22 protein-coding genes are annotated in these 18,328 nt (G+C 71.3%); 12 read left to right on the forward strand and 10 right to left on the reverse strand.

From position 1 onward, the window contains the following. Positions 1-33: 33 nt before the first annotated feature. Positions 34-672 (reverse strand): LysE family translocator, encoded by a 639-nt coding sequence (locus BFF78_RS22990; protein WP_069780118.1) that lies wholly within the window; start codon positions 670-672, stop codon positions 34-36. A gap of 105 nt (positions 673-777) precedes the next feature. On the opposite strand from BFF78_RS22990, the gene BFF78_RS22995 reads away from it, so the two are divergent. The 7 genes from BFF78_RS22995 to BFF78_RS23025 all read left to right on the forward strand — a co-directional run bounded on the left by BFF78_RS22995 (position 778) and on the right by BFF78_RS23025 (position 5,527). After that, a complete protein-coding gene (locus BFF78_RS22995) occupies positions 778-2,124 on the forward strand; it encodes an aminotransferase-like domain-containing protein (protein ID WP_069780119.1) in 1,347 nt (448 codons plus the stop codon). A gap of 73 nt (positions 2,125-2,197) precedes the next feature. Further along, on the forward strand, positions 2,198-2,764 hold the full coding sequence (locus BFF78_RS23000; protein ID WP_069780120.1) for a carboxymuconolactone decarboxylase family protein: 567 nt from the start codon (positions 2,198-2,200) through the stop codon (positions 2,762-2,764). Beyond that, positions 2,761-3,627, forward strand: coding sequence for an RNA polymerase sigma-70 factor (locus BFF78_RS23005; protein WP_069780121.1), 867 nt, complete (start codon positions 2,761-2,763; stop codon positions 3,625-3,627). The genes BFF78_RS23000 and BFF78_RS23005 overlap by 4 nt, the downstream gene beginning before the upstream one ends. 8 nt (positions 3,628-3,635) lie before the next feature. Continuing rightward, positions 3,636-3,830, forward strand: coding sequence for a GNAT family N-acetyltransferase (locus tag BFF78_RS23010; RefSeq protein WP_069780122.1), 195 nt, complete (start codon positions 3,636-3,638; stop codon positions 3,828-3,830). Between the two features lie 97 nt (positions 3,831-3,927). Further along, positions 3,928-4,404: a helix-turn-helix domain-containing protein gene (locus BFF78_RS23015; protein ID WP_069780123.1), complete on the forward strand. Its 477-nt coding sequence runs from the start codon at positions 3,928-3,930 to the stop codon at positions 4,402-4,404. 78 nt (positions 4,405-4,482) lie between these two features. After that, complete coding sequence (locus tag BFF78_RS23020) at positions 4,483-5,079, forward strand: hypothetical protein (RefSeq protein ID WP_069780124.1); 597 nt, start codon at positions 4,483-4,485, stop codon at positions 5,077-5,079. A 130-nt stretch (positions 5,080-5,209) separates the two neighbouring features. Then, entirely contained in the window at positions 5,210-5,527 is a 318-nt protein-coding gene (locus tag BFF78_RS23025) for a DUF2516 family protein (RefSeq protein ID WP_069780125.1), read from the forward strand. A 32-nt stretch (positions 5,528-5,559) separates the two neighbouring features. Here BFF78_RS23025 and BFF78_RS23030 read toward each other — a convergent pair whose 3' ends face one another. From BFF78_RS23030 to BFF78_RS23040, 3 genes are all read right to left on the reverse strand, one after another. Continuing rightward, entirely contained in the window at positions 5,560-6,861 is a 1,302-nt protein-coding gene (locus tag BFF78_RS23030; protein WP_069780126.1) for a PP2C family protein-serine/threonine phosphatase, read from the reverse strand. Positions 6,862-7,143: 282 nt separating this feature from the next. Then, positions 7,144-8,229 carry a C40 family peptidase gene (locus BFF78_RS23035; RefSeq protein ID WP_069780127.1) on the reverse strand — a complete coding sequence of 362 codons (1,086 nt, stop codon included), beginning with the start codon at positions 8,227-8,229 and terminating at the stop codon, positions 7,144-7,146. Positions 8,230-8,415: 186 nt separating this feature from the next. Continuing rightward, entirely contained in the window at positions 8,416-9,228 is an 813-nt protein-coding gene (locus BFF78_RS23040) for a class I SAM-dependent methyltransferase (RefSeq protein ID WP_193433521.1), read from the reverse strand. 182 nt (positions 9,229-9,410) lie between these two features. Here BFF78_RS23040 and mshA point away from each other — a divergent pair, with 182 nt between their 5' ends. The 3 genes from mshA (at position 9,411) to BFF78_RS23055 (ending at position 12,986) form a co-directional block, all read left to right on the forward strand. Then, positions 9,411-10,748, forward strand: coding sequence for a D-inositol-3-phosphate glycosyltransferase (mshA, locus tag BFF78_RS23045; protein WP_069780129.1), 1,338 nt, complete (start codon positions 9,411-9,413; stop codon positions 10,746-10,748). After that, complete coding sequence (locus BFF78_RS23050; protein ID WP_069780130.1) at positions 10,741-11,241, forward strand: type III secretion system chaperone family protein; 501 nt, start codon at positions 10,741-10,743, stop codon at positions 11,239-11,241. Before mshA ends, BFF78_RS23050 begins: the two co-directional genes overlap by 8 nt. 101 nt (positions 11,242-11,342) lie before the next feature. Continuing rightward, positions 11,343-12,986, forward strand: coding sequence for a glycosyl hydrolase family 28-related protein (locus tag BFF78_RS23055; protein ID WP_193433522.1), 1,644 nt, complete (start codon positions 11,343-11,345; stop codon positions 12,984-12,986). Here the strand turns inward: BFF78_RS23055 and BFF78_RS23060 are convergent. Next, on the reverse strand, positions 12,965-13,759 hold the full coding sequence (locus tag BFF78_RS23060; protein ID WP_069780131.1) for a helix-turn-helix transcriptional regulator: 795 nt from the start codon (positions 13,757-13,759) through the stop codon (positions 12,965-12,967). The genes BFF78_RS23055 and BFF78_RS23060 overlap by 22 nt on opposite strands. Positions 13,760-13,808: 49 nt before the next feature. On the opposite strand from BFF78_RS23060, the gene BFF78_RS23065 reads away from it, so the two are divergent. After that, the gene (locus tag BFF78_RS23065) at positions 13,809-14,234 is read left to right on the forward strand and encodes a DUF2000 domain-containing protein (protein ID WP_069780132.1); all 426 of its coding nucleotides are present in this window, start codon (positions 13,809-13,811) and stop codon (positions 14,232-14,234) included. A 16-nt stretch (positions 14,235-14,250) separates the two neighbouring features. Here the strand turns inward: BFF78_RS23065 and BFF78_RS23070 are convergent, their stop codons facing one another. The 4 genes from BFF78_RS23070 to BFF78_RS23085 form a co-directional block, all read right to left on the reverse strand. Next, positions 14,251-14,724 carry a carboxymuconolactone decarboxylase family protein gene (locus tag BFF78_RS23070; protein WP_069780133.1) on the reverse strand — a complete coding sequence of 158 codons (474 nt, stop codon included), beginning with the start codon at positions 14,722-14,724 and terminating at the stop codon, positions 14,251-14,253. 87 nt (positions 14,725-14,811) lie between these two features. Beyond that, positions 14,812-15,078 carry a hypothetical protein gene (locus tag BFF78_RS23075; RefSeq protein ID WP_069780134.1) on the reverse strand — a complete coding sequence of 89 codons (267 nt, stop codon included), beginning with the start codon at positions 15,076-15,078 and terminating at the stop codon, positions 14,812-14,814. A gap of 194 nt (positions 15,079-15,272) precedes the next feature. Then, positions 15,273-15,944 (reverse strand): DUF2637 domain-containing protein, encoded by a 672-nt coding sequence (locus BFF78_RS23080; RefSeq protein ID WP_069780135.1) that lies wholly within the window; start codon positions 15,942-15,944, stop codon positions 15,273-15,275. Between the two features lie 24 nt (positions 15,945-15,968). After that, complete coding sequence (locus BFF78_RS23085; RefSeq protein WP_069780136.1) at positions 15,969-16,148, reverse strand: hypothetical protein; 180 nt, start codon at positions 16,146-16,148, stop codon at positions 15,969-15,971. 501 nt (positions 16,149-16,649) lie between these two features. On the opposite strand from BFF78_RS23085, the gene BFF78_RS49760 reads away from it, so the two are divergent. Then, positions 16,650-16,859 (forward strand): hypothetical protein, encoded by a 210-nt coding sequence (locus tag BFF78_RS49760; RefSeq protein WP_069780137.1) that lies wholly within the window; start codon positions 16,650-16,652, stop codon positions 16,857-16,859. 85 nt (positions 16,860-16,944) lie between these two features. Here the strand turns inward: BFF78_RS49760 and BFF78_RS23095 are convergent, their stop codons facing one another. Next, complete coding sequence (locus tag BFF78_RS23095; protein ID WP_069780138.1) at positions 16,945-18,198, reverse strand: MDR family MFS transporter; 1,254 nt, start codon at positions 18,196-18,198, stop codon at positions 16,945-16,947. Between the last annotated feature and the right edge of the window lie 130 nt (positions 18,199-18,328).

An 18,328-nucleotide genomic window follows, 5' to 3' on the forward strand; every position in this document is an offset into this window, starting at 1 on the left:
CTTCTCGAATCCTGACGGCCTCGGCCCGCTCGGCTACGCCGGTCCCGAAGTGTCCACGGCCAGCGAGACGGCGAGCCCGCCGAGCACCGTCCCCATCAGCCGGCGCTGCGCCTTGAGCCAGGAGGGGCGGCGGGCGAGGAAGACGGCGATCGTGCCGGCGGCGAGCACGATGGTGAGGTTCACCGCGACGCTGACGACGATCTGCACCGAGCCGAGGACCAGGCCCTGGAGCAGCACATGGCCCCGGTCCAGGTCGATGAACTGCGGGATGAGGGACACGTACATGATGGCGATCTTCGGATTGAGCAGGTTCGTCATCAGCCCCATGGCGAACAGCCTGCGCGGCGAGTCGTGCGGCACGTCCTGCGGGGCGAAGACCGAGACGCCGCCCGGCTTCAGGGCGTTCCAGGCCAGGTGGGCGAGGTAGCAGGCGCCGGCCAGCTTCACCGCGACGTACAGCTCCGGTACGGCGAGGAAGACGACCGACAGGCCCAGGTTCGCGGCGAGCAGGTACACCAGGAAGCCCAGCGCCACCCCGCCGAGGGAGATCATCCCGGCGCGGCGGCCCTGGGTGATGCTCCGGGAGACCAGATAGATCATGTTCGGGCCGGGGGTGAGCACCATGCCGAGTGCCACCACCGCCACGCCGAGGATCCCGCTCACGTCAACCACGAAAACCCCCTAGTCACGGTGTCTGCCGCGAGCGTAGGGCAGGGCAATGTCTCAGTGCAATCAATACATTGCGCTCGGTGCAATCCTGTGCTGGGATGGGATGCCGTGAAGGACTACCTGAGCGTCGCCGACGCGGTCGCCGAGGAGATCAGGTCCGGCGCCCTGCGGCCCGGCGACCGCCTGCCCCCGCAGCGCGCGTTCGCGCGGCAGCGCGGCATCGCCAACTCCACCGCCACGCGCGTGTACCGGGAACTGGCCCGCCGCGGCCTGACGGTGGGGGAGGTGGGCCGCGGCACGTTCGTGCGGGCGGCGTCCGCCGGCCCCGGCGGCACCGCCCTCGCGCTCACCGAACCGGCGGCCACCCGCGTCGACCTGGAACTCAACCACCCGGCCGTACCCGAGCAGAGCGCGCTGCTCGCCGAGGGGCTCGGCGGGCTGCTGCGCCCCGACGTGCTCGGCCAGGCCCTGCGCCCGGTCGGCGCGTCCGGCCTGCCGTCCGTGCGGGAGTCCGCCGCCGCCCTCCTCGCCCGCGGCGGCTGGCGCCCCGACCCGGCCCGGATCCTGTTCGCGGGCAACGGACGGCAGGCCCTTACGGCCGCCGTCACCGCGCTCGTACCGCCCGGTGGCCGCCTCGGTGTCGAGGAGCTGACGTACCCCGTCGTCAAGGCCATGGCGGCCAGGCTCGGCATCACCCTCGTACCGCTGGCCATGGACGAGGACGGACTGGTCCCGCAGGCCCTGGCCGAAGCCCATGCCGCGGCCCCGCTGCACGCCGTCTATGTCCAGCCGAGGCTGCACAACCCGCTGTCGCTGTCGATGCCCGAGGAACGGGTCGCAGCGCTGGCCGAGGTCCTGACCGGCCTCGGACTGACCGCCGTCGAGGACACCGTCTGGGCGTTCCTGCGCGACGAACTGCGTCCGCTCGCCGCCTACGCCCCCGAACGGACCGTACTGATCGACAGCCTCTCCAAGCGCGTCGCGCCCGGTCTGACCCTCGGCTTCGCGGTGGCACCGCCCGCGCTGAGCGGCGGGATCGGCGCCGCCCTGCGCGCGGGCGGCGGGGTGCCGATGCGGTTCGCCCTGGAGGCCGCCCACCGCTGGCAGCAGGACGGCACCGTACGGCAGTTGGTGCGGGCCAAGCAGCGGGAGGCGGTGGCCCGGCAGCGGATCGCGGCCCGGGAGCTCGCCGGTTTCGCCGTGCGCAGCGATCCGCGCTCCTACCACTGCTGGTGGCAACTGCCGCACCCCTGGCGCGCGGACACCTTCGTCGCCGCGGCAGCGCGGCACGGCATCGGGGTGGTGCCGGCGGCCGCGTTCACCATCGGCAGCGGCCACGCCCCGGCCGCCGTCCGCCTCGGCCTCGCCACCGCGCGAGCGGACGTCCTGGCCCAGGCGCTCGGCACGCTCGCCGGGCTCGCCCGGTCGGCGCCGGAGGACCTCGTCACCGACTGACGCGGGCCGGTGTCACATCCGCGGGGCCGCCGGTGTCTTCATGCCGAACCGGTCAGCACATGAGGAGGACACCATGACGCTCCGCGTCCCGAAGGCCGAGCTCACCCCGGAGCTCACCGCGAGCATGATCGAGCAGTTCGGCGCCGTACCCGAACCCCTTCAGGTCACCTGGCACAACCCCGCGGTCGCCGAGGCGGGCCAGGAGATGGGGGCCAGGGTGAACGCGTGGGAGGTGGCGGACGAGAGCCTGAAGTCGTTCGCGCACATGGCCGTCGCGGCCCGGGTCGGCTGCAGCTGGTGCCTCGACATCAACTACTTCCAGGCGCAGAACAAGAACCTGGACCTGACCAAGGCGAGCCAGGTGCCGCGCTGGCGGGAGTCGGAGGTGTTCACCCCGCTGGAGCGGGACGTGATGGAGTACGCCGAGGCCATGACGAGCACCCCGCCGACCGTCACCGACGAGCTGTCCGCCCGCCTGCTGGACCGGCTCGGCCCGGCGGCGCTGGTCGAACTCACCGCGTCGATCGCCTTCGCCAACTACGCGACCAGGAACAACACGGCGCTCGGGGTCACGTCGCAGGGCTTCTCCGACGCCTGCGAGATCCCGCTGGCCGGACGCCGGGAGCAGCCGGCTTCATGACCGAGGACCCCTTCGTCACCCACCGCAGCCTGCTCTTCACGGTCGCCTACGAGATGCTCGGCTCGGCGGCCGACGCGGAGGACGTGCTGCAGGAGTCCTGGCTGCGGTGGGCCGGCGTCGACGCCTCGCAGGTGCGCGACCCGCGGGCGTACCTCGTGCGGACCGTCACCCGGCAGGCGCTCAACCGGCTGCGCACGCTGTCGCGCAGCCGCGAGGACTACGTCGGCGAATGGCTGCCGGAACCGCTGCTGACCAGCCCCGATGTCGCCGAGGACGTCGAGCTCGCGGAGAGTGTTTCGATCGCGATGCTGACGGTCCTCGAAACCCTCGGGCCGACCGAGCGCGCGGTGTTCGTGCTCCGCGAGGTCTTCGACCTGTCGTACGGCGAGATCGCCGAGGCCGTCGGGAAGACGGCGGCCGCGGTACGGCAGATCGCGCGGCGGGCCCGCGAGCACGTGGCGGCCCGGCGCCCGCGCGTGCGGGTGAGCCGTGCGGAGCAGCAGGCGGTGGTGGACCGCTTCCTGGCCGCCCTGCGCACCGGGCACCTGCGGGAGCTGCTGGAGATCATGTCCCCCGACGTGGTCATGATCACCGATGGGGGCGGGGTGGTCCCCGCGGCTCTGACTCCGTTCCACGGAGCCGACGCGGTGGCACGGGTGCTCGCGCGCGCACACCGCGCGGTGGACACCCTGGCCACGACGGCCGTATGCCTCAACGGCACACCGGCCGGCCGCATCGAGTTCGACGGCGAACCCAGCGCGGTCGGTTTCACGGTGGAGGCCGGCCGGATCACCCGCATCTACGTGGTCCGCAACCCGCACAAGCTGGCCTACCTGGACGAACCGGCGGAACTGGCGCGGTAGGTCCGGCAATGGGCGGCCGCCCCCCGTGCCCGCAGTCGGCCGAGGTGAGCCGGGCCGCGCTGGCCGCGGGCGCCACGGAGGTCGCGCTGTTCACGAACGCGGCCAACCCCACCAGCAACGTCCTCTATCAGTGCATCGGGTACCGCCTGGTCAGCGACTGGGCCACGTACGACTTCGCCTCCGCCGAACCGGAGGCGGGCTAGGACGTGCGTCACCGCACCCCGCCCACGTGCATGACCGCGAGACACTTTTGCAAGCGGGTGCTTGCAATTGTTAGCGACGGTGGGGCAAGGTGGAGGCATGGCATCACTGAACGTCGGCAATCTCGGTGAGTACCTGCGCGAGCAGCGGCGGAACGCCCAGCTGTCGCTGCGGCAGCTCGCCGACGCCGCCGGCGTGTCCAATCCCTACCTGAGCCAGATCGAGCGCGGGCTGCGCAAGCCCAGCGCGGAGGTGCTCCAGCAGGTCGCCAAGGCCCTGCGCATCTCCGCCGAGACGCTGTACGTCCGCGCCGGGATCCTCGACGCCGAGCGGGACCGGGACGAGGTGGAGACCCGGGCGGTCATCCTCGCCGATCCCTCGCTCAACGAGCGGCAGAAGCAGGTGCTGCTCCAGATCTACGAGTCCTTCCGGAAAGAGAACGGATTCGGGGTCGGCGAGAGCGCCGACGACGAGGACGGCGCACAGGAAGCGGACACCGGCAGCACCCGCGTGCCCGGTACCGGCACGGCCGGCGGACACGATGCCGATGCGGGCCCGCGGCGGACGGCCGGGTAACCGGACCAGGGCGCCGGCCGCCACACCGCGGACCACACCAACCTCAGCCGAACGCGAATCCGGGAGGACCTGATCACCATGGCCATCACCGACGACCTGCGCAAGACCCTCAGCGACCCGACCCCGCTCTACTTCGCCGCCGGCACCGCCGACCTCGCCCTCCAGCAGGCCAAGAAGGTGCCCGCCCTGGTCGAGCAGCTGCGCGCGGAGGCCCCGGCCCGTATCGAGGCCGTACGCAACACCGACCCCAAGGCCGTGCAGGAGAAGGCCACCGCCCGGGCCAAGGAGGCGCAGGAGACCCTCCAGACCAAGGTCAACGAACTCCTCGGCACCCTCGACGTCGACCTGAAGAAGCTCGGCGAGCAGGCCCAGGACCTCGCCCTGCGCGGCGTCGGCGTCGCCGCCGAGTACGCCGTCAAGGCCCGCGAGACCTACGAGAAGGTCGCCGAGCACGGCGAGCAGACCGTGAAGAGCTGGCGCGGCGAGGCCGCCGAGGAGATCGAGGACCTGGCGATCGCCGTCGAGGGCAGGACCGAGCCGGTCGAGGACGAGCCGAAGCCGGCCGAGTCCGAGGCCCAGGCCGGGACGGCCGCCGACAAGAAGCCGGCGGCGAAGAAGACCCCGGCCCCGCGCAAGAGCACCACGGCGAAGAAGACGACCCCGCCGGCCAAGTGACCGGCACGGCAGGGACGACAAAGGGCCGGGCACCTTGGGGGTGCCCGGCCCGTTGTACGGGTACGGTGGCTGTACGGACGAGTCGGATCGGGTGGTGGGCATTGTGCTGACGACGGCAATCGGCGGAGTGATGTGGCTGATCTTCACCGCCATGCTGGCGTTCGCCATCGTGGCGTTCGTGATGGCCGCGATCTACCGCGACGACGCGTACCGCGCCGCGGACAAGCAGAACAAGGGGTTCTGGCTGATCATCCTCGGCGTCGCGGTAGCGGTGAACCTGTTCGTGCCCTGGCTGTTCCTGCAGCTCGCGGGCCTGGTCGCCACGATCGTCTTCTTCGTGGACGTACGGCCGGCGCTTCAGCAGGTGTCGGGTGGCAAGGGCTTCCGGCGCCGGGGCCGAGGGAGCAGCAGCGATGGTCCGTACGGTCCCTGGAACGGCGGTCGCTAGAAGCCGGGCAACCCCTGGGGTGAGGTCCCGGCCTACGGCGTCCGGTCCAGCAGGACCACCGCCACGTCGTCGGTCAGCTCCCCGCCATTGAGGTCCCGCACCTCACTCACCGCGGCCCGCAGCAGCCCCTCTCCCCGCAGACCCTCGGCGAGCTGGCGGCGGATCATCGACACCATCCCGTCCTGCCCCAGCCGCTCCCCGCTCTCGCCGACCCGGCCCTCGATCAGGCCGTCGGTGTAGAGCATGAGGCTCCACTCGGCACCCAGCTCCACCTGGATCCGCGGCCAGCGGGCGCCGGGGAGCAGGCCGAGGGCGGGGCCGTTGTTGTCGTAGGGGAGCAGCCGGGCCGGGCGGCCGGGGCGGGCGAGCAGCGGGGCCGGATGGCCGGCCAGGCACAGGCCCGCGTGGCGGCCGTCGGGCGCGATGTCCACCGTGCACAGGGTCGCGAAGATCTCCTCGTCGGCCCGCTCGTGCTCCAGTACCTCCTGGAGCGTGCCGAGCAGCTCGTCGCCGCACAGCCCGGCGAGCGTCAGTGCCCGCCAGGCGATGCGCAGCTCCACGCCGAGCGCGGCCTCGTCCGGGCCGTGGCCGCAGACGTCGCCGATCATGGCGTGCACGGTGCCGTCGGGGGTGCGGACGGCGTCGTAGAAGTCGCCGCCCAGCAGCGCCCGGGAGCGGCCGGGGCGGTAGCGGGCGGCGAAGCGCAGCGAGGAGCCCTCCAGCAGGGGCGTGGGCAGCAGCCCGCGCTCCAGACGGCGGTTCTCCTGTGCGCGCAGCCGACCCTCGGCGAGCCGCCGCTCGGCGGTGTCGGAACGTTTCCGCTCCACCGCGTACCGGATGGCACGGCTCAGCAGCCGGCCGTCCAGCTCGTCCCGGAAGAGGTAGTCCTGCGCACCGACGCGCACGGCCTCGGTGCCGCGCTCGGCGTCGCCGGAGGCGGTCAGCGCGAGCACGGCATGCCGGGGCGCGAGCCGGAGCACGTGCTTGAGCACGGCCAGCTCGTCGTCGGTGTCGCTGCCGCCCGGCGCCGGGAGCGCCAGGTCGAGCAGGATGCAGTGGACGTCGTCGGTGAGCAGCCGCTCGGCCTCGGTGAGGTTGCGGGCGGTACGGACACGTATCGGCTTGCCGGCCGGGTCCAGCAGGTCGGGCACGATCGGCGAACCGGCCGGATCGTCCTCGATCAGCAGCAGGGTGAGAGTGGCGCCGCCGCCGTTCGTGGGCGTGGCGTCGCGGTGGGCCTCTTCCTTGAGGGGGCCGCCGACTGCGGTGGCGGCCTGCGCCTGACCACTCTCCACGGCCGGGATCGCTCTCTGCCGCGGTACGGGTACGGGCATCGTCTTGGTTCCTTCCCTCCCCCGAGGGCATGGGCGGCGTCGAGGGTCTCGAAGCCACCGACGGGTGACCATAGCGGCATTGACCGCCCCGATGGAATGGTGTGAGCCGCGTCGCTCTCGCGCAGGCCGCTGTCATATGCCGCGTTCCGTACGACAGTTGGACAGGGTGCCCCGCCTGGGGGGATGACGAAGCTCACGTCCGGCCGGGGTTTGGGCGGGGGGTTGGTGGTGCGGTGGGTCACATGGCGTACGCCACAGGCACTTATGAGGACATGACCTGCCTCACGCGTCGGGCCGTACCACCCCCAGGATCGGCATCGAGCCGGCGCCCGCGACCGTCACGTCCCGTCCCGGGCGCGGGGCCTGGATGATCGCGCCGTCGCCGATGTAGATGGCGACATGGCTGGCGTCGTCGAAGTAGATGATGAGGTCGCCGGGGCGCATGTCCTTGATGTCGACGTGCTTGAGCTGCTGCCACTGCTCCTGCGAGGTGCGCGGGATGGGGTGGCCGGCCGCCGCCCAGGCCTGGGAGGTCAGGCCGGAGCAGTCGTAGGACTTCGGGCCCTCGGCGCCCCACACATACGGCTTGCCGAGCTGGGCGGTGGCGAACGCGACGGCCTTCTCGCCCTGCGCGGAGGCCGTGCCGTGGATCCTCTTGAGGATGCCGGTGTCCAGCCAGGTGGTCTGCGCCTTCAGCGCGGCCTGCTCCTCCAGCTGCGCGAGCCGCTCCTGGTCCTTCTTCACCAGGTCGGACTGGAGCTTCTCGGCGGCGTCGATCTGCTGCTGGATCTTCTTCTTCGCAGCGGCCTTGGCCTGGCGCTCGGCGTCCAGCTTCCTCCACTGCGCGGCGGCGTCGTCGGCGTACGCCTGCAACTGCTTCTGGGTGCTGGTCAGTTCGCTCATCAGCGACTTCGTCGCCCGCTGCCCCTGGAGCACCAGCCCGGCCCCGTCCAGGACCTGTCCGGGATCGTTGCTGAGCAGGAACTGGGCGGTGGGCGGCATGCCGCCGGTGCGGTACTGCTCGCGGGCCGCGGCGCCCGCCTGGTCCTGGAGCCTGGCGAGCCTCTGCCGGCCCTCGTCGATCTTCCTGGCCAGCGAGACGATCGCGGCGGACTGCTGCTTCGTCTTCTCCTCCGCCGCGTTGTAGGCGTCGGTGGCGACGGCCGCGTCATGGTAGAGCTTGTCGAGCTTCTCGCGGACCTTCTCAAGGTCCTTGTCCGGTGCGGGAGTCGGCGACGTGCTCGGAGTCGGCGAGGAACTCGCAGTCGGCTCCGGGTCGGCGAAGGCCGTGCCGGGCGCGGCCAGCACGGTCACCGCGCAGACCACGGTCACGGCGGCCGAGAGGATGCTGCGCTTGCCCCAGCCCATCACACTGCCCCCAAAACTGATTTACCGTCAGTAACTTACGGTGCCCCGGGGATGGTGTCACGTTGCGGCACAAAGCGACAGAGGTAGAGGTACCCCCTTGAACCGCCTCGGCATGACGATCTCCCCGCCGGTGTGACGAACGGCGCGCGGGATCCGTTCCGTCTCACCGGCCCCGAACGGGTGATGTCAGCCCTTCGGCGCCAACGCCGCCCACGCCACGGTCACTTCGCCCTGCCGCCAGCGGGCCGGGGAGTCCGTGACCGGCCAGTCGGCCGTCAGGTCCCGCACCGCGCGCAGCCAGCGCTGACGGGCGCCGTAGGAGGCGTAGGGCGCGGCGGCGGCCCAGGCGCGGTCGAAGTCGCGCAGGAAGGCGTGCACCGGCTCGCCGGGCACGTTCCGGTGGATCAGCGCCTTCGGCAGCCGCTCGGCGAGGTCGGACGGCTGCCGCAACGAGCCCAGCCGGGTGGCGAAGGTGACGGTCCGCGGCCCCTCCGGGCCGAGCGCCACCCACACGTGCCGCCGCCCGATCTCGTCGCAGGTCCCCTCGACCAGCAGCCCGCCACGCGAGCCGCCGCCGGCCGGGGCGAGCCGCGCGCACAGCCGCTCCCAGACGGCGGCGACCTCCGGCTCGTCGTACTGGCGCAGCACGTTGGCGGCCCGGATGAGCATCGGCCGCCCGGGTGCGGGCACCTCGAAGCCGCCGTGCCGGAAGGCCAGGCCTTCCCGCGTGTACGGCCGCGCTGCCACGACCCGCTCCGGTTCGATCTCGATACCGATCACGTGCGTGCGGGGGGCGACCGTGCGCAGCCGGCCGAGCAGTTCCACGGCCGTCCAGGGGGCGGCGCCGTAGCCGAGATCGATGGCCAGGGGGTCGTCGGCACGCCGGAGTTCGCCGCCGTGGGTCGCCGCTATCCAGCGGTCCATACGGCGGAGCCGGTTGGGGTTGGTGGTCCCGCGCGTCACCGTTCCCACGGGGCGGGGCGCTGCGCGGGCTGTCATGCATACGAGGGTAAGCGGGGGCGTGCCCCGACAAGGTGCGTCGAACGGTTGATCGACCACGGGTAATGATTAAGTAAAGCATCATGATCGGGAAATGGCACGCGCCCGGCAGCTGTTGGACTCCTCGGAGGGCGACGTCGGTCCTCCGTCCGGCATGCCCGCAGTGAGGAGAGGACCGCCAGGTGAGCCAGTACGTCAGCAGGCTCGGGCGACGCTCCCCGTCGGCCCCGTCACGGCTCCGGCTGCACCGCAGGCCCCGCCGGGTCGCCATGCTCTCCGTGCACACCTCCCCGCTGCACCAGCCCGGTACCGGTGACGCCGGCGGCATGAACGTCTACATCGTGGAGCTGGCCCAGCGGCTCGCCGCCCTCGGCATCGAGGTCGAGATCTTCACCCGGGCCACGGCGGGCGGTCTGCCGCCCACGGTCGAGCTGGCCCCCGGTGTCCTCGTCCGGCACGTGGACGCCGGTCCCTACGAGGGCCTCGCCAAGGAGGACCTCCCGGCCCAGCTGTGCGCCTTCACGCACGGCGTGATGCAGGCCTGGGCCGGTCACCGCCCCGGCTACTACGACCTCGTCCACTCCCACTACTGGCTCTCCGGACACGTCGGCTGGCTCGCCGCCCAGCGCTGGGGCGTCCCCCTGGTGCACGCCATGCACACCATGGCCAAGGTCAAGAACGCCAACCTGGCCGACGGCGACACCCCCGAGCCCGCCGCCCGGGTCATCGGCGAGACCCAGATCGTCACCGCGGCCGACCGGCTGATCGCCAACACGGCCGAGGAGGCCGCCGAGCTGGTGCAGCACTACGCCGCCGACCCCGCCAAGGTCGCCGTCGTCCACCCGGGCGTGAACCTCGACCGCTTCCGCCCCGCCGACGGCCGCGCCGCCGCCCGCGCCCGCCTCGGCCTCCCGCAGGACGCCCTGATCCCGCTCTTCGCGGGCCGTATCCAGCCGCTGAAGGCCCCGGACGTCCTGCTGCGGGCGGTGGCCGTCCTGCTGGACGAGCGGCCCGAGCTGCGCTCCCGCATCCTCGTCCCGGTGGTCGGCGGCCCGAGCGGCAGCGGGCTCGCCAAGCCGGAGGGGCTGCAGAAGCTCGCCGCCCGGCTCGGTGTCGCGGATGTCGTACGGTTCCGCCCGCCCGTCGGCCAGGAGCAGCTCGCCGACTGGTTCCGGGCCGCGTCCGTGCTGGTCATGCCGTCCTACAGCGAGTCGTTCGGCCTGGTCGCCATAGAGGCGCAGGCGACGGGCACGCCCGTGCTCGCGGCCTCGGTCGGCGGCCTCCCGGTGGCCGTGCGGGACGGCGACACCGGATTCCTGGTCCAAGGGCACCGTCCCGCCGACTACGCGCGCGTGCTGAGCCGTTTCGTCGACGAGCCGGAACTCTCCGCCCGGATGGGCCGGGCCGCCGCCCGGCACGCGCGGTCCTTCGGCTGGGACCGGGCCGCCGCCGCGACCGCCGACGCCTACACGGCCGCGACCCAGTCGCACCGCCGTCGCGTACGCTCCCACCATGGGTGACGTCGACAAGACCGGGCAGGTCCTGGAAGGTGTCCTGAAGGACGCCGAGCTGGAGTGGGAGAGCCCCGAGCCCGGAAACTACGTGGTCAAGCTGCCCGGTACCCGCAAGCTGTCCACGACGGTCTCCTTCCTCGTCGGCCGCCACTCCCTGTCGCTCAACGCCTTCGTCATCCGGCACCCCGACGAGAACGAGGCCGGCGTCCACCGCTGGCTCCTGGAGCGCAACCTCAGGCTGTACGGCGTGAGTTACGCGGTCGACCGCCTCGGCGACATCTACGTCACCGCCCGTCTGCCCCTCGCCTCCGTCACCCCCGACGAGATCGACCGCCTCCTCGGCCAGGTCCTGGAAGCGGCCGACGGCGCCTTCAACACCCTCCTGGAGCTGGGCTTCGCCTCCTCGATCCGCAAGGAGTACGCCTGGCGGGTGTCCCGGGGCGAGTCCACGCGCAACCTGGACGCGTTCAGGCATCTGATCGAGCGCCCCGCCGACTGACCGCACGACCCCTTCCCGCACGGGCAGCACCAGTGGCATGCTCACGGCCAACGCATTCCTGAACGTCGTTCATGAACATGAATACGAAGGGGTGGCTGGACATGAACCACGGGCACGTGAGCAGACGGACACTCCTGGCCGGCGCCACCGCTGTGGCCCTGGGCGCGGCCACCGGCACGGCGGCGGCGACGACGGCGGAAGTCCCCACTGCCTGGCGGGAGTTCCTGCGCACCCCCTTCACCCACCCGCAGATCCCGTACGTCGGCCGGGCCGGCTGCCGCACCACGACCCGCCCCCGCTTCTTCGCCGACGTCACCGACTACGGTGCCGTACCCGACGGCGCCACCGACTGCGCCCCCGCGATCAACCGTGCCATCGCCGCCGCCGGAAGGGCCGGCGGTGGCACGGTCACCATCCCGCCCGGCACCTTCCGCATCGACGACCTGATCCGCATCGGCGCCTCGAACGTCGTCCTGCGCGGCGCGGGCAGCGGTCGTACGACGCTCCACGCGACGAAGTCCCTCACCGAGCTGATCGGTGTCTACGGATCCCGCTACGGCGGCGACAAGTCGGCCTGGTCCTGGGCGGGCGGACTCATCTGGCTGGCTCCGCAGGCCCGTTGGGACTCCCTGGTGGCCGCGATCCGGTCCCGCGCCTGGCCCTTCGAGGGCTGGACCGGCAACAAACGGGACGAGTGGACGGCCCTGACGGCGGTGGAACCGGCGCGGCAGGGCTCCTGGACGATCACGGTCGCCGACGCCTCGGCCCTGCACCCGGGCGGGCTCGTCCTCCTGCGCCTGTGCGACGACCAGTCCCACACCCTCCTGCAGCACATGGCGGGCGGCGGCCCGGGCCCGGCGTCGTACTCCTGGGACGACAAGACGAAGCTGCTGTCCTACGTCCCCTACGAGTGGCCGGTGCGCATCACCCGCGTCCGGGGCCGCCGGATCACCCTCGAACGCCCCCTCCCGCTCGACGTACGCCCCGAATGGAACCCCCAACTGGCCACACATGTCGCCGCGTTGACCGGTTCCGGCGTCGAGGGCCTGACCCTGGAGGCGGTCGAGACTCCGCAGTCCCCGCATCTGCTGGACAAGGGCTACAACGGCGTGGTCCTGCAGTGCGCCTACGACTGCTGGGCGGACGACGTCACGGTGACCCACGTGGACAACGGCTTCGGCCTGGTCGCCGCCTCCGCCTGCACCCTGCGCCGTACACGCGTGACCGGCCGCGGCTCGCATCACCCGTATTTCTGCCGCGAGGGCTCCCACGACAACCTGATCGAGGACTTCACGATCGAGCGGCGCACGGTCCCCGCCCCACCGAACACGCAGTTGCACGGCATCAACGTCGAGGGGCTGTCGTCGTACAACGCCTGGTCGCGCGGGGAGATGCAGATGGGCACCTTCGACAGCCACCGGGGCCTGCCCTTCGCGAACGTCCGCACGGACATCACGGTGAACAACGACGGCCGCCACGGCGGAGACGCCAACGCCGGGCCCCTGTTCGGCGCCCGCTTCACCCACTGGAACATCCGGGTCACCAACGGCCGCGCGGGCCTGATGAAGATCGACGGCCTGGCCCCCCGCTCGGCCACCGTCGGCCTCAACACGGTCAGCGAGTTCGACCAGATCGACGTCCCCGACTTCACCGGCGACCTGCGCTCCCGTCTGGAGCTGTACGGCACCACGGACGCCGTACGCCCGCGCAATCTGTACGACGCTCAGCGCGAGCTGCTGCGGTAGCGCCCCGGGGTCACCCCCACCAGCTTCTTGAAGTGCCGGGTGAGATGGGCCTGGTCGTAGAACCCGGCGGCCGGGGCCACCTCGCCCGGCGCCAGCCCGTCCAGCAGCAGCCGCCGCGCCCGCCCGACCCGGCGGGACATGAGGTACTGGTGCGGGGCGATGCCGTACGCGCCGCTGAACGCCCGTACCAGGTGGGCGGGATGGGCGTGCAGCAGCCGCGCCGCCTCCTCCAGCGAGACCCCGTCGGCCACCCGGGCGTCGAGCAGCTCGCGCAGCGAACGGGCGAGCACGGGATCCGGGCGGTGTGCCGCTGCGCCCGCCCGCCGCAGATGCTCCCGTAGCCGCTCCCCGACGAGGCTCAGCCTGCTCTCCGCCTCCAGTTCGTCGCCGGGGCGGGCCAGGGCGGAGTGCAACTGCCCGACGCGTCTGCGCAGTACGGGATCCCGCAGATCGGGGGTGTCGACGGCGCGCCCGATCAGATCGCCGGCCAGCCGGCTGGTGTCGAGGTAGACGACCCGCTTGCGGAAGCCGTCCGCGGTGGCGGGGGAGCCGTTGTGCGGCACGTGCGGCGGGAGCAGGGTCACGGTGTCGTGCGGGGTGCCGTGCTCGTGCCGGTCGAGGTCGTACCGTACGGCCCCGTCGTCCACGATGAGCAGGGTCCAGGCGTCGTGGACGTGCATCGGGTAGGCGTACTCGGTGAAGTGGGCGTGGAAGACCTCCACGACACCCGGGACGCGCGGGCGCCAGGCGGAGACTTCCTGCTGGTCGGCCACGCAAAGAACATACAAGACGGCGTCGTACGGCGGTGGGCAGTCTCATGGCATGAGCAATGAACCCATCCGTTTCGACACGAAGATCGCCGTGCTGCTGCGCGAGGACCTGGAGCCCTGGCAGCGCCTCAATGTGACGGCCTTCCTGGTCAGCGGCCTCGGCAGCCAGGTCCCCGAGGTGATCGGCGAGCCGTACGAGGACGCGGACGGGGTGCCGTACCTGCCCATGTTCCGCCAGCCGGTGCTGGTCTTCGAGGGCTCGAAGGAGACCCTGAAGGCGGCCCACGGCAGGGCACTGAGCCGTGCCCTGTCCCGGGCCGTCTTCACCTCGGACCTGTTCGCGACCGGCAACGACCGCGACAACCGCGCGGCGGTCCGCGCCGTACCCACCGCGGAGCTGGACCTGGTGGGGCTGGCGGTGTACGGCCCGCGCAGCGGTGTGGACAAGGTCCTCAAGGGCGCACGGATGCACCCGTGAGGTCTTAGTTCCCGGGTCAGTCGAACATGCCGGGCTGGTAGTCGCCGGCGGGCTGCTGGACGATGACGTTGACGCGGTTGTAGGCGTTGATCAGGGCGATCAGCCCGACAAGGGCGGCGAGCTGGTCCTCGTCGTAGTGCTTGGCGGCGTTCGCCCAGACCTCGTCCGGGACACCGCCGGCGGCGTCGGCGATCCGGGTGCCCTGCTCCGTCAGCTCCAGCGCGGCCCGCTCGGCCTCGCTGAACACCTTGGCCTCCCGCCAGGTCGCGACCAGGTTCAGCCGCTGGGCGGTCTCACCGGCGGCGGTCGCGTCCTTGGTGTGCATGTCGGTGCACATCGCACAGCCGTTGATCTGGCTGGCCCGGATCTTCACCAGCTCCTGCGTCGCGGCCGGCAGGGTGGAGTCCGTGACCACCTTCCCCGCCGAGTTGATGTACTTGAAGAACTTGCCGGTGACCGGGTTGGTGAAGAGGTTCAGACGAGGTTCCATGGTGTGCTCCAGGGGTGGGTCGTGGGTGAGTACACCTCCTTGACGGGTCGGCACGGCCGGATGTGACGGGACGCGATGTGACGCGCGTCACCGACGTGCCGGCGGCCCCACGCGCTCCACGAGTTCACCGGCGAGAGTGCCCAGGAGGCCTTCCTCCGGTTCCGCGTCCTCATCGGTGGTCTTCCTGGCCCGGCCGTCGGTGCCGGGAGCGATCGGCTGGGGCCGGACGAACGATTCCTCGGGCGTGGGCTTTTGCGGAGAGGGTCGAGTGGCGGCCGACGCGCCCGTCATTCCGATCGTGGCGAGCAGAACGGGGGTGGCGATCGCGATGGCCAGGGCACTACGTACGCGCATGGTTTTCCGCCTCATGTGGGACGACAAGTCTCCGCCGAGCTACCCCGGGTATTCATTCCGAAAAACCGCTCACCGAACTAACCACTCGTACGGTCGAGCGCCTTTCCGGCGGCGTGCCGAAAAGCCCCCTACCGGCGGTGAATCCGCAGGCAGGGGGCTCGGTCGGGAGGGCAGGCGAGCGCGGCGAGCGCCCTTCACGACCCTTCGGCGCGTGGATTGGGCGGGTCGGTGTGCGCGGCATGCCGGGGCCGGTTCCTGGAGGAGAGCTGGCCGACGAGTTCCGAGAAGCACACCAGGGCGGTGACCGGCGGAATCCCGAAGATCACCAGCGAGAGGACCCGTTGCGACGAGTGGCTCACGCACATCCCCACGGCCATCGCGGAGGCGGCCAGCACGATGCACCAGGACCGCCGCGCGCTGCGGCGCTGGGCGGTGGCCCGCAGGACGGACAGTGCCGCCACGAACCACGGCCCGTACACCGTCAGCGGCCACCACTGCGCCAGTCTCATGGGGAGCACCGCCGAGGCGATCGCGCGCAGTTGCCCATAGGAATAGGCGACGGACCATACGAGCATGATCACGGCGCACAGCGAGACCGCCCCGATCAGGAGCGTGATGTGGGTGACGCGCCGGCCACCGTCGAGCAGATGGGATTCATTGCGGATCCGTCGCCGGCTGCTTCTGCGCGGAGGCGGCGTGTCCAGCGGGGTGGGAGCGGGGTTCGCGGCGGCCGGGGCGGCCAGTATCTGGGCCAGTTCCTCGACCGGGTCCCACTCGCTCGACACGAGGTCCGGTTCCGGGATGGTCCAGGCGGGGTCGGTCCAGGCGGGGTCGTAGAGACCGGGGTCCTGCTGAATCCTGTCCATCGGTAAACCCTCCGCGCCCTCCACTCAGAAAGCTCCGTACAGATTCGCCAACGCCCGGCGATATTCATGTTCCATGGTGTTGATTGTCGTCAGAAAATCATCGAGCAGGTCCGAGCAGGACGTGATGTCCACGTCGTCGGCCTGGCGGAACCAGATCGTCGGGTAATCATCGGCTGCGAGCCGGTCCAATAGCGTCACGGTCACCTAACGACGGCCGCCGGAGGTGGGCTTTGGTGCGTTCGGGGGAATGCGGGTCACCTGAACGGGGCGGCGTTTGACCGAATTATTAATACCCAGACAATTGCATTCCCTGAGTACTGGAATTAAATGGTCGACGCCAACCGGAACGGAATCTGCACAAGGCGCACGCAACTGCGGGGTGCGAGGGTTCCGTTGGTACCGAGTTGTCCTGGTCGGCGCGACGCCGGCAAGACCTGTGGCCTGCCTGTGTGGCGCGGCATGTGCAGAAACAGGCCCCAAAGCGTGACCGTGTGCGCACGGATGAGTCACCTGGCGCGGCCAACCGGCATGGAGTGAACGCCCGTTGGCTGGCTGCCCCGGCGCGCTCCGTGGTTTGATCGCTCGCGCCGCTGGGATCACGCCAGGTGTCCTGAAAGGGACGGCGTACGCCTGCGGCCGCGGCCCGCCCTCTGTCCCCGGCGGGGCCGCTTCCCCTGTGGACCACCATGCGAAGGGCGTTTCCCCATGAACTCCGCTCACCAGGTTCAGACCGTCGAGATCTCCGACGCCGAGCTCGACGGCGTCTCCGGCGGCCTGAGCCCCGAGGCCAGCCTCACCCTCGACTCCACGACCCTCAGCAGCGACACCCTGGCGTCGCAGCTCGGCGCCGTCCAGGGCGAGGTGCTGGGCGCCCTCGGCCAGCCCCACCAGATCGGCTTCAACGCCGCCATCTGATCGTCCCGATCACCACACCGAGCCCCTGCCGGCGGAGAACCGCCGCGCGGGGGCTCGGTCGTTGCCTCGCGATCCGCCTGGCTTCTCAGGCGGTACGGACCTCGGGTTCGGCGTCGGTCCGCGGGGCCACTGCGGTGGGGTTCTCCTTCGGGAGCCCGCGCATGAGCAGGCCGTATCCCAGGCCGGCGACGGTTCCCACGACGGCGCACATGCCCCAGAGCCAGGCCGCGCCCCAGTGGTCGATCACCGCGCCGGACATCAGGGGCGCGACCAGCGCGGCGAGGGACCACGACAGCGTGTACACGCCCTGGTAGCGCCCGCGCCCGTGCGCGGGGGAGAGCCGTACGACGAGTCCGGTCTGGGTCGGGGCGTTGACGATCTCGGCGAGGGTCCAGACGCACACGGTGACCATGAAGACGCCGACCGACCCGGCGAAGGCGGTGAGCCCGAAGCCGTAACCGGCGAGCAGCGAGGAGAGGACCAGCAGGGTGCGCGGGTCGCGGTGCTCGATGAACCGGGTGACCGGGATCTGCAGGGCGACGATCAGGATGCCGTTGACGGCGATGGCGACGCCGTAGTCGGCGGGTGAGAACCCGGCGCGGCCCATGGCGACCGGAAGCCCGACGGAACCCTGCTGGAAGACGAGGGCGACCAGGAAGGACAGGCCTGCGACGGCCATGTACCGCCCGTCGCGCAGCACGGTGCCGAGGCCGACGGGGGCCTCCGCCTGCCTGGCCGTGGCCGTGGGCCGTGACTCGGGCAGCTTGTGGAAGACGAGCACCGCGCAGACGGCGGTCATCCCGGACTCGATCAGGAACCCGGCGAGATAGCTGAACTCGGCGATGAACCCGGCGGCCATGGAGGAGACGGCGAAGCCGAGGTTGATGGCCCAGTAGTTCAGGGAGAAGGCGCGTACCCGGTCCTCGGGGCGGACGATGTCGGCCATCATCGCCTGCACGGCGGGCCGGGAGGCGTTGGAGGCCATGCCGACGAGGAAGGCGACGCCGGCGATCGCGACGGGGTTCGTCATGAAGCCGAGCAGTGCGACGGAGGCGGCCGTGGCCGACTGGGCGATGAGGAGGGTCGGCCGCCTGCCGAGCCGGTCGGCCATGACCCCGCCGCCCAGCGAGGAGACGACACCGCCGAGCCCGTGCAGCGAGGCGACGAGACCGGCGTACGACGCGGAGTAGCCGCGGTCGAGGGTGAGGTAGAGGGCCATGAAGGTGGCCACGAAGGCGCCGAGCCGGTTGACGAGGGTGCTGGTCCACAGCCACCAGAACTCACGGGGTAGCCCGGAGACGGTCTCCCGGGCGGCACGTCTGAGACGGGCGGCGGACATGACAAGACCCCCATGGATCGAAGGACGCCCTGGTACGGGGCGCGGTAAGAAGCAAAAGCGGCAAGCACAACTTACAGAGGGGGTCTGACACCGGCCACTCGATTAACAGATGCCGTCAACCGTCCACTCA

It is taken from the genome of Streptomyces fodineus (assembly GCF_001735805.1).
GTDB classification, from domain to species: Bacteria; Actinomycetota; Actinomycetes; order Streptomycetales; family Streptomycetaceae; genus Streptomyces; species Streptomyces fodineus.